This window comes from Klebsiella sp. D5A, from assembly GCF_001620885.1.
GTDB lineage: Bacteria > Pseudomonadota > Gammaproteobacteria > Enterobacterales > Enterobacteriaceae > Klebsiella > Klebsiella variicola.
The window spans coordinates 711,017-724,338 of sequence record NZ_KV407481.1 but is presented as its reverse complement, the minus strand read 5'-3'; the positions used below and the strand labels follow the sequence as shown (position 1 = coordinate 724,338).

The 13,322-nt window shown below is 55.7% G+C and carries 13 protein-coding genes and 1 other annotated feature; of the genes, 7 read left to right on the top strand and 6 right to left on the bottom strand.

Annotated features, from left to right (window positions below; genetic code table 11):
* Nucleotides 1–316: 316 nt before the first annotated feature.
* The 3 genes from clpB to rluD all read right to left on the bottom strand — a co-directional run bounded on the left by clpB (nt 317) and on the right by rluD (nt 4,728).
* The gene (clpB, locus tag AS136_RS03560; RefSeq protein ID WP_008806080.1) at nt 317–2,890 is read right to left on the bottom strand and encodes an ATP-dependent chaperone ClpB; all 2,574 of its coding nucleotides are present in this window, start codon (nt 2,888–2,890) and stop codon (nt 317–319) included.
* A 129-nt stretch (nt 2,891–3,019) separates the two neighbouring features.
* Nucleotides 3,020–3,751, bottom strand: a complete 732-nt coding sequence (gene yfiH / locus AS136_RS03555; protein ID WP_008806081.1) for a purine nucleoside phosphorylase YfiH — start codon at nt 3,749–3,751, stop codon at nt 3,020–3,022.
* The gene (gene rluD / locus AS136_RS03550; RefSeq protein WP_012967426.1) at nt 3,748–4,728 is read right to left on the bottom strand and encodes a 23S rRNA pseudouridine(1911/1915/1917) synthase RluD; all 981 of its coding nucleotides are present in this window, start codon (nt 4,726–4,728) and stop codon (nt 3,748–3,750) included. The genes yfiH and rluD overlap by 4 nt, the downstream gene beginning before the upstream one ends.
* 131 nt (nt 4,729–4,859) lie before the next feature.
* On the opposite strand from rluD, the gene bamD reads away from it, so the two are divergent.
* The 4 genes from bamD (at nt 4,860) to pheA (ending at nt 7,619) form a co-directional block, all read left to right on the top strand.
* Complete coding sequence (gene bamD / locus AS136_RS03545; RefSeq protein WP_004145664.1) at nt 4,860–5,597, top strand: outer membrane protein assembly factor BamD; 738 nt, start codon at nt 4,860–4,862, stop codon at nt 5,595–5,597.
* 271 nt (nt 5,598–5,868) lie between these two features.
* Complete coding sequence (gene raiA / locus AS136_RS03540) at nt 5,869–6,204, top strand: ribosome-associated translation inhibitor RaiA (protein WP_002914111.1); 336 nt, start codon at nt 5,869–5,871, stop codon at nt 6,202–6,204.
* Between the two features lie 105 nt (nt 6,205–6,309).
* Nucleotides 6,310–6,434 (top strand) — a sequence feature (Phe leader region).
* Nucleotides 6,311–6,358 (top strand): pheA operon leader peptide PheL, encoded by a 48-nt coding sequence (gene pheL, locus AS136_RS28095; RefSeq protein WP_100632159.1) that lies wholly within the window; start codon nt 6,311–6,313, stop codon nt 6,356–6,358. Its footprint overlaps the feature before it by 48 nt.
* A gap of 24 nt (nt 6,435–6,458) precedes the next feature.
* Nucleotides 6,459–7,619, top strand: coding sequence for a bifunctional chorismate mutase/prephenate dehydratase (gene pheA / locus AS136_RS03535; protein ID WP_012540845.1), 1,161 nt, complete (start codon nt 6,459–6,461; stop codon nt 7,617–7,619).
* Here pheA and AS136_RS03530 read toward each other — a convergent pair.
* The 3 genes from AS136_RS03530 to aroF all read right to left on the bottom strand — a co-directional run bounded on the left by AS136_RS03530 (nt 7,616) and on the right by aroF (nt 10,752).
* Entirely contained in the window at nt 7,616–8,488 is an 873-nt protein-coding gene (locus tag AS136_RS03530; protein ID WP_012540844.1) for an SMP-30/gluconolactonase/LRE family protein, read from the bottom strand. The genes pheA and AS136_RS03530 overlap by 4 nt on opposite strands.
* Nucleotides 8,489–8,550: 62 nt before the next feature.
* The gene (tyrA, locus tag AS136_RS03525; RefSeq protein WP_063266667.1) at nt 8,551–9,672 is read right to left on the bottom strand and encodes a bifunctional chorismate mutase/prephenate dehydrogenase; all 1,122 of its coding nucleotides are present in this window, start codon (nt 9,670–9,672) and stop codon (nt 8,551–8,553) included.
* Nucleotides 9,673–9,681: 9 nt separating this feature from the next.
* Nucleotides 9,682–10,752 carry a 3-deoxy-7-phosphoheptulonate synthase AroF gene (gene aroF / locus AS136_RS03520; RefSeq protein WP_022064802.1) on the bottom strand — a complete coding sequence of 357 codons (1,071 nt, stop codon included), beginning with the start codon at nt 10,750–10,752 and terminating at the stop codon, nt 9,682–9,684.
* 342 nt (nt 10,753–11,094) lie between these two features.
* On the opposite strand from aroF, the gene AS136_RS03515 reads away from it, so the two are divergent.
* Genes AS136_RS03515 through AS136_RS03505 form a run of 3 tightly spaced genes read left to right on the top strand, consistent with a single transcriptional unit; the run spans nt 11,095 to nt 13,316 of the window.
* Nucleotides 11,095–11,604 (top strand): regulatory sequestration protein YfiR, encoded by a 510-nt coding sequence (locus AS136_RS03515; protein ID WP_012540842.1) that lies wholly within the window; start codon nt 11,095–11,097, stop codon nt 11,602–11,604.
* Complete coding sequence (gene dgcN / locus AS136_RS03510; protein WP_008806088.1) at nt 11,597–12,820, top strand: diguanylate cyclase DgcN/YfiN; 1,224 nt, start codon at nt 11,597–11,599, stop codon at nt 12,818–12,820. Before AS136_RS03515 ends, dgcN begins: the two co-directional genes overlap by 8 nt.
* Before the next feature lie 13 nt (nt 12,821–12,833).
* Complete coding sequence (locus AS136_RS03505) at nt 12,834–13,316, top strand: OmpA family protein (RefSeq protein ID WP_008806089.1); 483 nt, start codon at nt 12,834–12,836, stop codon at nt 13,314–13,316.
* Nucleotides 13,317–13,322 lie beyond the last annotated feature (6 nt).

The window sequence follows — 13,322 nt, the reverse complement described above, 5'->3', positions numbered from 1 at the left end:
GACGCGCTTTAGCGCTCTGTCGCGAGGTGGCGTATATTACGCTTTCCTCATTCAGAGTCAAGCGCTTATTTTGCTTTTCTCTGTCGGCTTTCAACGTCGATTTCCGTCGTTGAATCCTCCTGACCCGGCGGCTTGTTTGCCGTTGTTCCGTGTCAGTGGAGGCGCATTATAGGGAGTAATTCTGAAGTGACAAGGATAAATTCAAAAAAAGAATTCAACCGCTCACTTTTCAACCAAACCAGGTGTTGAGCTTTAATTCTTGCCTGGTTTTTAAACAAAAACGAGCCCGTTGGGCCCGTTTTTGTCGTTTTGTGATTTACTGCACTGCCACAATACGGTCGTCTTTCACCACCAGCTCGACAGCTTTCCCCGGAACCAGCTCACCGGAAAGGATCTGCTGGGCTAACGGGTTCTCAATCTGCTGCTGAATAGCGCGTTTCAGTGGCCGCGCGCCGTATACCGGATCGTAACCGTTGGCGCTCAGCAACTTCAGCGCCTCATCGGACATCCGCACTTCATACCCACGCTCTTCCAGGCGTTTATACAAACGCTGCAGCTGGATCTGGGCAATAGAAGCAATGTGTTTCTCACCCAGAGGATGGAAGACCACCACTTCGTCGATACGGTTAATAAACTCCGGACGGAAGTTCTGGCTTACCACTCCCAGTACCAGATCCTTCATATGACCGTAGTCCAGTTCGCCAAACCGTTCCTGAATCAGATCGGAACCGAGGTTCGAGGTCATGATGACCACCGTATTACGGAAGTCGACCGTTCTCCCCTGCCCGTCGGTCAGACGCCCGTCGTCGAGTACCTGCAGCAGAATGTTGAACACATCCGGGTGCGCTTTTTCCACTTCATCCAGCAGAATGACGGAATAAGGACGACGACGCACCGCCTCAGTCAGGTAACCGCCCTCTTCATAGCCGACGTATCCCGGAGGCGCACCGACCAGACGCGAGACGGAGTGTTTCTCCATAAACTCGGACATATCGATACGCACCATCGCGTCGTCGCTGTCGAACATAAAGTTAGCCAGCGTTTTACACAGCTCGGTTTTACCGACCCCGGTTGGACCGAGGAACAGGAACGAACCAATCGGCCGGTTCGGATCGGATAGCCCAGCGCGGCTACGGCGAATGGCGTTCGATACCGCTTCAACCGCCTCATCCTGGCCGATCACCCGATGATGCAGCTCCTGCTCCATACGCAGCAGTTTGTCGCGCTCGCTTTCCATCATCCGGGAGACAGGGATACCGGTCCAGCGGGCCAGCACTTCGGCGATCTCAGCATCCGTCACTTTATTACGCAGCAGACGCATGGTTTTCCCTTCGGACTGAGTGGCAGCCGCCAGCTGTTTCTCCAGTTCCGGAATTTTGCCGTACTGCAGCTCGGACATCCGCGCCAGATCGCCGACGCGACGCGCCTGTTCGATAGCGATTTTCGCCTGTTCCAGCTCGGCTTTAATAGTCTGGGTGCCGGAGAGAGAGGCTTTTTCCGCTTTCCACTCTTCTTCCAGTACCGAGTACTGACGCTCTTTATCCGCCAGCTCCTCGTTGAGCATATCGAGACGTTTCAGGCTCGCTTCATCAGACTCTTTCTTCAGCGCCTGCTGTTCCAGTTTCAGCTGGATAATACGTCTATCGAGACGGTCCAGCTCTTCCGGCTTGGAGTCGATCTGCATACGAATGCTGGACGCCGCCTCATCGATAAGGTCGATGGCTTTATCCGGCAGCTGACGGTCGGCAATATAGCGATGCGACAAGGTCGCCGCCGCGACAATCGCCGGGTCAGTGATCTGCACGTGGTGGTGCAGCTCGTAACGTTCTTTCAGGCCACGCAGAATAGCGATGGTATCTTCTACCGTCGGCTCGGCGACGAACACTTTCTGGAAGCGACGTTCCAGCGCGGCGTCTTTTTCGATGTACTGACGGTATTCATCAAGCGTTGTCGCCCCGACGCAGTGCAGTTCACCACGCGCCAGCGCCGGCTTCAGCATGTTACCCGCATCCATCGCGCCGTCGGCTTTACCAGCGCCCACCATGGTATGCAGTTCGTCGATAAACAGAATGACGTTGCCTTCCTGTTTTGACAGGTCAGTCAGCACGCCTTTCAGACGCTCTTCAAACTCACCGCGGTATTTCGCCCCGGCCACCAGCGCCCCCATATCCAGCGCCAATACCCGACGGCCTTTCAACCCTTCTGGTACTTCGCCGTTGACGATACGCTGCGCCAGTCCTTCGACGATTGCCGTTTTACCCACCCCGGGTTCACCAATCAGTACCGGGTTGTTTTTGGTACGACGCTGCAGTACCTGGATGGTACGGCGAATCTCTTCATCACGGCCGATCACCGGATCCAGCTTGCCCTGCTCGGCTCGCTCGGTCAGATCGACGGTAAATTTCTTCAATGCCTGACGTTGGTCTTCGGCACCCTGATCGTTCACGCTTTCACCTCCGCGCATTTGTTCAATCGCCTGAGTCACGTTGGCGGTTGTTGCTCCGGCGGATTTTAAAAGGTCGGTCAGCGTACCGCGCGATTCAAGCGCCGCCAGAACGAACAGTTCCGACGAAATAAAGTTGTCCTTTTTCTTTTGCGCCAGCTTGTCGCAAAGGTTCAGGATCCGCACTAAATCCTGAGAAGGTTGTACATCGCCGCCGGTGCCTTCCACCTGCGGTAAACGGCTCAAGGCCTGCTCGATGTCAGTGCGTAGTTTCCCGGCATTGACGCCCGCCGAGGTTAATAAAGGACGTACCGATCCCCCTTCCTGATTCAGTAAGGCGCTCATTAAATGAAGAGGTTCGATGAATTGGTTGTCGTGCCCGAGTGCGAGTGACTGGGCATCGGCAAGAGCAAGCTGGAATTTATTGGTAAGACGATCCAGACGCATAACTCCTCCCATAAACAGGTCAAATTTGCTACTGGAGATTAAATGAGGTCATCCCTCAATTATTCAAGGTTAAAGACCTGAACTATGCGAAAAATAAGTTTGCCTTCTGGATCGTCTTGATTCTCTAGGTTATATCAGCCAAATGAAACTTGCCATACGACCGGTGGTCTTGTCGCGCCGGTAAGAGAAAAAATCATCCTTTTCGCTTAGCGTGCAGCGATCGCCGCCGAAAATCTGCTCAACGCCGACGTTTGCCAGACGCTGCCGAGCCAGTTGATAGATATCAGCAAAATATTTCTCGCCTGCCGGACGAAAAGCCCGGTGCGCGTTCTCGTCTTTCGCCATAAAGGCATCCCGGACTTCCGGCCCCACCTCAAATGCCTGCGGACCAATGGCCGGGCCCAGCCACGCCATCATGTTTTCGGCTTTATCGGCGAAACGGGCAACCGTCTCTTCCAGAACCCCTTCGCATAAGCCGCGCCATCCCGCATGCGCCGCGGCGACTTCGGTGCCGTCGCGGTTACAGAACAGGACCGGCAGGCAGTCGGCGGTCATCACCGCACAGACGGTGCCTGGCGTACGACTATAAGAAGCATCTGCGCGTTTCGATGGATAGGGTCCGCCGTCCAGCGTCAGAACATCGGTGCCATGAACCTGCTCCAGCCAAACCGGGTAAGACGGCAAGCCACCGGCAGCAAACATCCGCCGCCGGTTTTCTTCAACATGCTGCAGATTGTCTCCGCAATGGGCGCCCAGGTTGAGCGAGTCATAGGGCGGCAGACTCACGCCGCCAATGCGGGTCGAACTACAGGCCGCCACGCTGCGGGGCATCGGCCACTGCGGTACAATCAGTTTAGTCATAACCAGTCAATATCGTCCTTATGGGCTTCAAAATCGGCACGCATCGCCTCGATGAGCTCGACCATATCCTGTGGGATGGGCGCGTGCCACTCCATTTCAATGCCGGTGATCGGGTGGTACAGACGCAGCATGGTGGCGTGCAGCGCCTGACGGTCGAATTTACGCAGCGCGGTGATGAACTCCTCCGACGCGCCCTTCGGCGGACGCGGCCGGCCGCCATATACCTGGTCACCCACCAGCGGATGGGTGATATGCGACATATGCACACGGATCTGGTGCGTACGACCGGTTTCCAGGCGCAGGCGCAGGCGGGTATGGATGCGGAAATGTTCCATAATGCGGTAGTGGGTCACCGCCGGTTTGCCCATCGGATGCACCGCCATATGGGTACGTTTCGTCGGATGACGACTGATCGGCTCTTCCACTGTGCCACCGGAAGTCATATGACCAATGGCCACCGCTTCATACTCGCGAGTGATCTCGCGCAGCTGCAACGACTCCACCAGCCGGGTTTGTGCCGGAATGGTTTTCGCCACCACCATCAGACCGGTGGTGTCCTTATCCAGACGGTGCACGATCCCCGCGCGCGGCACATCGGCGATCGGCGGATAGTAGTGCAGCAGCGCATTCAGCACAGTACCGTCAGGGTTGCCCGCGCCAGGATGCACAACCAGATCGCGCGGTTTGTTAATCACGAGGATGTCATCATCTTCGTAAACGATATTGAGCGGAATATCCTGCGGCTGGAAGCGCGCCTCTTCTTCGATTTCGACATCGATAGCGATGTGCTCTCCCCCCAGCACTTTTTCTTTCGGCTTATCGCCAATGCTGCCATTGACTAATACGCGTTGGTCCAGGATCCATTCTTTTATCCGCGATCGCGAATAATCAGGGAACAATTCGGCCAAAGCCTGATCTAAGCGTTGACCGAGTTGATTTTCGGTCACCGTTGCGGTGAGTTGTACTCGTTGTGCCATATACAGCTTCTTCGTTTAACGTTGGGTTTTACGGCTTTGCCGTTTAATATAGTGTGCTATTGTAGCTGGTCTTAATCGGGAGCAGGAACAGAGATTCTCCCGCATAAACATTTTGAGGAAGTCAAAACGTCATGACGCGCATGAAATACCTGGTGGCAGCCGCCACACTGAGCCTGGCTTTGGTGGGTTGCTCCGGCTCTAAGGAAGAGGTGCCTGATAATCCGCCGAATGAAATCTACGCGACCGCCCAGCAAAAACTGCAGGACGGTAACTGGAAACAGGCGATAACGCAACTGGAAGCGTTGGATAACCGTTATCCATTCGGCCCTTATTCCCAACAGGTACAGCTGGATCTGATTTATGCGTATTACAAAAACGCCGATCTGCCGCTGGCTCAGGCGGCCATCGATCGCTTCATGCGTTTGAACCCCACCCACCCAAATATCGATTACGTCATCTATATGCGCGGCCTGACCAACATGGCCCTGGATGACAGCGCCCTGCAGGGCTTCTTTGGTGTCGATCGCTCTGACCGCGATCCACAGCACGCGCGCGATGCCTTCAATGACTTCTCCAAACTGGTGCGCGGTTACCCGAACAGCCAGTACGCCACTGACGCCTATAAACGTATGGTGTTCCTGAAAGATCGCCTGGCCAAATATGAGCTGTCGGTCGTGGATTACTACACCGACCGTGGCGCATGGGTTGCCGTCGTGAACCGCGTGGAAGGTATGATGCGTAACTATCCGGATACCCAGGCCACCCGCGATGCCCTGCCGAAGATGGAAAACGCCTATCGTCAGATGCAAATGAACGCCCAGGCGGACAAAGTCGCGAAGATAATCGCCGCGAACAGCAAGAACACCTGAGTCTGATTCATGGATCGCAAACGGCAGCCAGTGGCTGCCGTTTTTTTATACTTTACCCCGTCAAGCTGAAGCGGTTTAGCGCCGGGTTAACTCATCAAATATGGCCTGCTTTACCGGGTTCGACAAGTAAAATCTCACTTCTTCCTGCCCTGTCTCACAAAATGAATTCGTTGACAAAAAGTGACAATAAAATGTGATTTAGATCACGCTTTTTGACATTGGGAAAGGTATGCTGGATTCACCAAGACGGGAAAGACAAGAGGTAAAATTTATGACAATGAACATTACCAGTAAACAAATGGAAATTACTCCGGCAATCCGCCAGCATGTCGCAGACCGTCTCGCCAAACTGGATAAGTGGCAAACTCATTTAATCAACCCGCACATCATTCTGTCTAAGGAGCCGCAGGGTTTTATCGCTGATGCAACCATCAATACGCCAAACGGTCATCTGGTTGCCAGTGCGCGTCATGAAGATATGTACGCCGCCATTAACGAATTGATCAACAAGCTGGAACGGCAGCTGAATAAAGTGCAACACAAAGGGGAAGCCCGCCGCGCCGCAACATCGGTGAAAGAGGCAGGCTTTGTGGAAGAAGAAGAGTAATCCTTAACTTAAGTTGTGTCATGCCACGCGCCTTCGGGCGCGTTTTTTATTGACAGAGTGAAAACAGTACAGGTACTGTAATCCCCACTACCTCAAGGAATTTACCATGAAACGTGTCCCGTTCTTCTTCGCATTCTTTTTTACCTTCCCCTGACCGGGAGGCAATTCGTCGTATAAGAAAGAATGCGAAGACGAACAATAAGGCCTCCCACCCGGGAGGCCTTTTTTATTTGATAACAACAAAGGCAACATCTATGACCGAGGAAAACCCATTACTGGCGCTGCGCGATAAGATAAGCGCACTGGACGAGAAACTGCTTGCTCTGCTGGCGGAGCGCCGCGGGCTGGCTGTTGAGGTTGGTAAAGCCAAACTGGCCTCCCACCGTCCAGTGCGTGATATTGACCGCGAACGCGATCTGCTGGAGCGTCTGATGACCATCGGCAAGCGCCATAATCTGGATGCGCACTACATCACCCGCCTGTTCCAGCTGATCATCGAAGACTCCGTCCTGACCCAACAAACCCTGCTGCAGCAGCATCTGAATAAAATTAATCCGCATTCGGCCCGCGTGGCCTTCCTTGGCCCTAAAGGCTCTTATTCGCATCTGGCGGCGCGTCAGTACGCCGCTCGCCATTTTGAGCAGTTTATTGAGAGCGGCTGCGCGAAGTTCGCCGATATTTTTAATCAGGTAGAGACCGGCCAGGCCGATTACGCCGTGGTGCCGATTGAAAACACCAGCTCTGGCGGGATCAACGACGTCTACGATCTGCTGCAGCACACCAGCCTGTCGATCGTTGGCGAGCTGACGATCCCTATCGATCATTGCGTGCTGGTTAGCACCTCGACGGATGCCGATAAAATTCAGACCGTCTACAGCCATCCGCAGCCGTTCCAGCAGTGCAGCCAGTATCTGAGCCGCTACCCGCACTGGAAGATTGAATATACCGAGAGCACCTCGGCGGCAATGGAAAAAGTGGCGCAGGCTAACTCCCCGGCCGTTGCGGCACTGGGCAGCGAAGCGGGTGGCGCCCTATATAGCCTGCAGGTGCTGGAGCACTGCCAGGCCAACCAGACGCAGAACATCACGCGCTTCCTCGTCCTGGCGCGCAAAGCGGTGAACGTCTCCGATCAGGTTCCGGCCAAGACCACGCTGTTAATGGCGACCGGTCAGCAGGCGGGCGCCCTGGTGGAAGCCCTGCTGGTGCTGCGCAACCACAATCTGATCATGACCAAACTGGAATCTCGCCCGATCCACGGCAATCCCTGGGAAGAGATGTTTTATCTCGATATTCAGGCCAACCTGGACTCGCTGCCCATGCGCAAGGCATTAAAGGAGCTGGCGGAAATCACCCGCTCCATGAAGGTCCTCGGTTGCTACCCCAGCGAAAACGTGGTGCCAGTGGATCCGGTTTAACGTTCGCGGAACGGTAATTTCTTCATCCCTGCCACCGCAACCGGCAGGGTGAAGATGGCGCCTGACAGCGGGTACTTCGCCAGCTCATCGTCCTCCATGTTTTCCCGGGTTGTGGTGATATAGAGCGTTTTCATATCCGCCCCACCAAAGCAGACCATTGTCGGACAACGAACCGGCATCGGGTAAGTCTCCAGCTCCTCGCCCTGCGGCGAGAAACGAGCAATCCGCCAGCCGTCAAACATCGCGCTCCAGTAACAGCCCTCCACATCGATCGCCGCCCCGTCAGGGATGCCTTCGCCCGGCTGGAAACGGCGAAACACCTCGCGTCGTCCAGGCTCACCCTGTTCATCCAGCGGCGTACGGTAGATCACGGCGTTCGGCGTATCAGAGGTATACATCCAGCGCTGGTCGGCGCTAAACGCCAGACCGTTGGCGCCATGGATATCACACTGAATCACTTTCGGCTTCAGGTCATTATCGACTCGCATCAGCAGCGCGCCGTTGTAATCCCCCGGCCCCCAGAAGGTGCCGGCATAAAAACGCCCCTCGCGATCGGTCCCACCATCGTTAAACCGCGCCAGCTCCGGATTGCTCGGATTATCACAGACTTTCCGCCGCAGCAGGCCGTGGGCGTCGGTCAGCCAGATGCCACTGCGTAATGCAACGATAAATCCGCCCTTCTCACGCAGGGAGAAACAGCCGACCTCCTCCGGAAACTGCAGCACCTGGTGTTCGCCGCTGCGGGTATCGTAGCGGTGGATTTCACACTCCATGATATCGGCCCAGTAGAGGGCCTGTTCAGCCTCGCTCCAGGTCGGGCATTCCGGCAGGTATCCGGTGTAGTCAAACAGCGGTTGTGGTTCAGCCATCGTTGTCATCCCTATAAAAAAAGCCAGCGGTCGCTGGCTTTATTGTATACATCTTTTTCGCTTTACTGCCGATTATCGTTCGCCTGACGCAGCAGCGTGCGGCTCTCGCTCTGGAAACGCTGAGCGTAATCGCCAAACCAATGTTCGACTTTACGGAAGCTGTTGATAAACGCCTGCTTATCGCCCTGCTCCAGCAAGCCAATCGCTTCGCCGAAACGCTGGTAATAGCGCTTAATCAGCGCCAGGTTATTTTCCGATGACATAATAATGTCGGCGTACAGCTGCGGATCCTGGGCAAACAGGCGCCCCACCATCGCCAGCTCCAGCCGGTAAATAGGTGACGAAAGCGCCAGCAGTTGCTCAAGACGCACATTCTCTTCTGCCAGGTGCAGACCATAGGCGAAGGTGGCAAAGTGGCGCAGCGCCTGAATAAACGCCATGTTCTGATCGTGCTCAACGGCGCTGATGCGGTGCAGCCGCGCGCCCCAAACCTGAATTTGTTCGAGGAACCACTGATAGGCCTCCGGCTGGCGGCCATCACAATAGACCACCACCTGCTTCGCCAGGCTGCCGCTGTCCGGACCGAACATCGGGTGCAGGCCAAGAACCGGGCCCTGATGCGCTGCCAGCATCGCCTGCAGCGGCTCCGCTTTCACCGAGGCAAGGTCAACCAGAATGCAATCCGCCGGCAGCGGCGGCAGCCTGCCGATCGTCTCCACGGTGGTGTGAATCGGTACGCTGACGATGACCATGCCGGCATCGGCGACGATATCCGCCGCCCGGGCCCAATCGTCTTTTTCCAGAATACGCACCTGGTAGCCGGACAGCGTTAACATCTTCTCAAACAGACGCCCCATCTGCCCGCCGCCGCCGACGATGACCACCGGCCGCAGATTCGGGTGCAGGGTTTTGAAGCCTTTGTCGTTTTCGCTGGAATAGGATTCCCGCATCACGCGACGCAGAACATCCTCGATCAGATCCGGCGGTACGCCGAGCGCGGCCGCCTCTTCACGCCGGGAGGCAAGCATCGCCGCCTCGCGCTCCGGGACGTAAATCGGCAGACCATACTGGCTCTTCACCTCGCCGACTTCGGCCACCAGTTCCAGACGCTTAGCCAGCAGGCTAAGCAACGCTTTATCCACTTCATCAATTTGATCGCGTAACGCGGTCAGTTCAGCAACCATACTTTCCTCTTACACCAAACGGGCCGCCAGATGGCCGCGGAGATCCTTATCCAGTTCACGCAGCAGCGCATCGGTGGTTTCCCAGCTGATGCAGGCATCCGTCACCGAAACGCCGTATTTCATCGTCTCACGCGGCTGTTCAGAGGACTGATTGCCTTCGTGGATATTACTCTCGATCATCAGGCCGATAATGGAGCGGTTGCCATCTTTGATCTGTGCGACAACGGATTCAGCCACGGCTGGCTGGCGGCGGAAATCTTTATTGGAGTTCCCATGACTGCAATCTACCATCAGCGACGGTTTCAGTCCCGCCTGCGCCATCTCTTTTTCGCATTTCGCCACATCTTCCGGACCGTAGTTCGGCGCCTTACCGCCGCGCAGGATCACATGGCCGTTCGGATTACCCTGCGTTTGCAGCAGGCAGACCTGCCCGGCCTGGTTGATGCCGACGAAACGGTGCGGCATCGCCGCGGCGCGCATGGCGTTGATGGCCGTCGCCAGACTACCGTCGGTACCGTTTTTAAAGCCGACCGGCATCGACAGGCCAGAGGCCATTTCGCGGTGCGTTTGTGATTCCGTGGTACGTGCGCCGATAGCGGACCAGCTGAACAGATCGCCAAGGTATTGCGGGCTGTTCGGATCCAGCGCTTCCGTCGCCAGCGGCAGTCCCATATTGACGAGCTCGACCAGCAGACGACGCGCAATCTTCAGGCCGCCTTCAACATCAAACGAACCATCCATGTGCGGATCGTTAATCAGCCCCTTCCAGCCGACAGTGGTACGGGGTTTTTCAAAGTAGACGCGCATCACCAGGTAGAGGCTATCGCTGACCTCTGCGGCAAGAGCTTTAAATCGACGAGCATATTCAATCGCGGCTTCCGGATCGTGGATCGAGCAAGGGCCGCAAACCACCAGCAGGCGCGGATCGCGGCCGGCGATAATATCGGAGATAGTCTCACGGGCATGCGCAATCTGCGCTTCCTGTTCAACGCTTAGCGGGAATTCCGCCTTCAGTTGCTCCGGGGTCATTAACACCTGTTCGTCGGTAATATGTACGTTATTCAGCGCGTCTTTTTGCATGATTGCGATCCTGTGTAGCTCGTTTGCGATAAAGGGTGCCTCAGCGGGCATGGCGTAACGATACCACACTAAGTAAAGAATTCAATCCATATTACGTAAATTTTAGTTTACACCGGCAAATTAATTGCCACTTAACTCGACAAAATATGTACTGAAATGTTTACACAGCCAAAATTCACAGCAAACTTGCGCGCTATCGCGATCGCGATTACGAAAAATCCTGGTGAGATTTGTCCCAAAGCAAAGGGCGCATGTAATGACGGGTTTTGTTAACAGTGGTATTCTGCGCCGGGCATCGGCAGCGGCTTTTCCCGCGCTATGGCGAATTTGACGGAAGCGTTAATGACAGTATTACACCGTCTTTTATTGACTGTATTTTTTCTCATCGCGGTATCTCCTGTTTTTGCTGCCGGACCTTCAGAACATGTTCGCGCTATTGTTTCCGGGATCGTGACCTACACCCGTTGGCCGGCATTAACAGGGGCGCCGAAGCTGTGCATTTTTGCCTCATCACGCTTCACCCATAGCCTGGCTCATGAAGATCCGGATGCCTTGCCCTATCAACCGGTGATAGTACGTAATAGTGAAGAAGCGTTAAAAACAACCTGCGATGGTTTTTATTTTGGCAGCGAATCGCCGACCCAACAGTCGGAATTAACTCGCCGCTATGGCCCGAAGCCGCTTTTACTCATCGCAGAACAAAATACGGATTGCTCCATTGGTAGCGCGTTTTGCCTGATCATCAACGACGACAGGGTCCGCTTCTCCGTTAATCTGGACGTTCTGACGCACAGCGGGGTCCGGGTTAACCCGGACGTCCTGATGCTTGCCCGGAAAAAACCACATGAATAAGGACTTTTCACAGACCGCGCGCCCGACATTTAAACGCGCGCTTCGTCGAATTAGCGTGATAAGCGTGGTGATCTCCATGACGCTGGTTTGGCTGCTGCTAAGCACAGCCTCAATCTTCACGCTCAAGCAGTACGCGCAGAAAAATCTAGAGCTCACTGCCGCGACCATGGGTCGCAGCCTCGAAGCCGCCCTGGTGTTTGGCGATAGCGCGGCGGCGGAGGAAACCCTCGCTTCGCTGGGGAAGCAAGGGCAGATTTCCCAAGCGATTGTGCTCAACGGCCAGAAGCAGCACTTCGCCGCATGGCGCCATGAACCGCTGGCCAACAAAGAACAAGTGAGCGGCCTTATCAGTCAATGGCTGTTTCCGGAGCCCACGGTGCAGCCCATCTGGCACCAGGGCAAACAAATCGGCGAGCTGCGACTGACCGCGCTTGATGAACTGATCAGCCACTTTCTCGGTATCTCGATTCTGGTACTGACCGGCAGCATTCTGCTCGCCTCGTTCATCGCCCTGCTGCTGACCCACTCCCTGCACCGGGGGATCGTCACCGCCCTGCAGAGCATCACCGAGGTTGTGCACGATATTCGTGAAAACCGTCATTTCTCACGTCGGGTGCCCGAGGAGCGTATTGAGGAATTCCATCTTTTCGCCCAGGACTTTAACAGCCTGCTGGGGGAGATGGAGGACTGGCAGCGCCAGCTGCAGGCCAAGAATGCCCAGCTGTTGCGTAGCTCGCTACATGACCCGCTGACCGGCCTGGCTAACCGCGCCGCCTTTCGCAACGCGCTCGCCGAACTGATGAAGAACGAGGTGGATCACCAGACCTCGGCATTACTGTTTCTTGACGGCGATAACTTCAAGCTGATCAATGACAACTGGGGGCACGCGGCAGGCGATAAAGTGCTGACGGAGGTCGCCAGCCGCCTGATGGCCTTCGCCGGAAAACGCCATCTGGCATGGCGTCTCGGCGGCGATGAGTTTGCCGTTCTGCTGCGTGAGGTGCGCTCGGAAGCCGAAGTGCAGGCTCTGTGCCAGGCGCTGTCGGAACAATTTCTTCCGCCATTCAACCTGCACAATGGCCATAGCGCCACGCTCTCGCTGAGCGTCGGTTATGCTCTGGCGTGGGAGCACGCCACCGCTGAATCACTGCAAGAACTTGCCGATCAGAATATGTATCGCATGAAAAACCAACGTATCCAGCAGACGCTGAAATAATAAAGGACTCATTATGCTCAGAAAATATTTCGTCCCCGCCCTGATGGCGGCGGCGCTTTTGACAGGTTGCCAGGCTCCTCAGGGAAAATTTACCCCCGAGCAGGTGGCGGCGATGAAATCTTACGGCTTCACTGAAAGCAATGGCGATTGGTCCCTGGGCTTATCCGATAGCATCCTGTTTGACAAGAATGACTACCGACTACGTCCCGACAGCCGCCAGCAGATCACCACGATGGCCTCGCGGCTGGCGGCGACCGGGATCACCCATAGCCGCCTTGAAGGCCACACCGATAATTACGGTGAGGATAGCTATAACGAAGCCCTGTCGCTTAAGCGCGCCAATAGCGTAGCCGATGCCTGGGCGGAAGGCGCCCATGTCCCGCGCAGTCATTTAGTCACCCGCGGCCTTGGCAAGAAATACCCGATCGCCAGCAACGACACGGCGGCCGGGCGCGCTGAAAACCGCCGGGTCACGGTGGTCATCAGCACGCCGTAAGCCTTC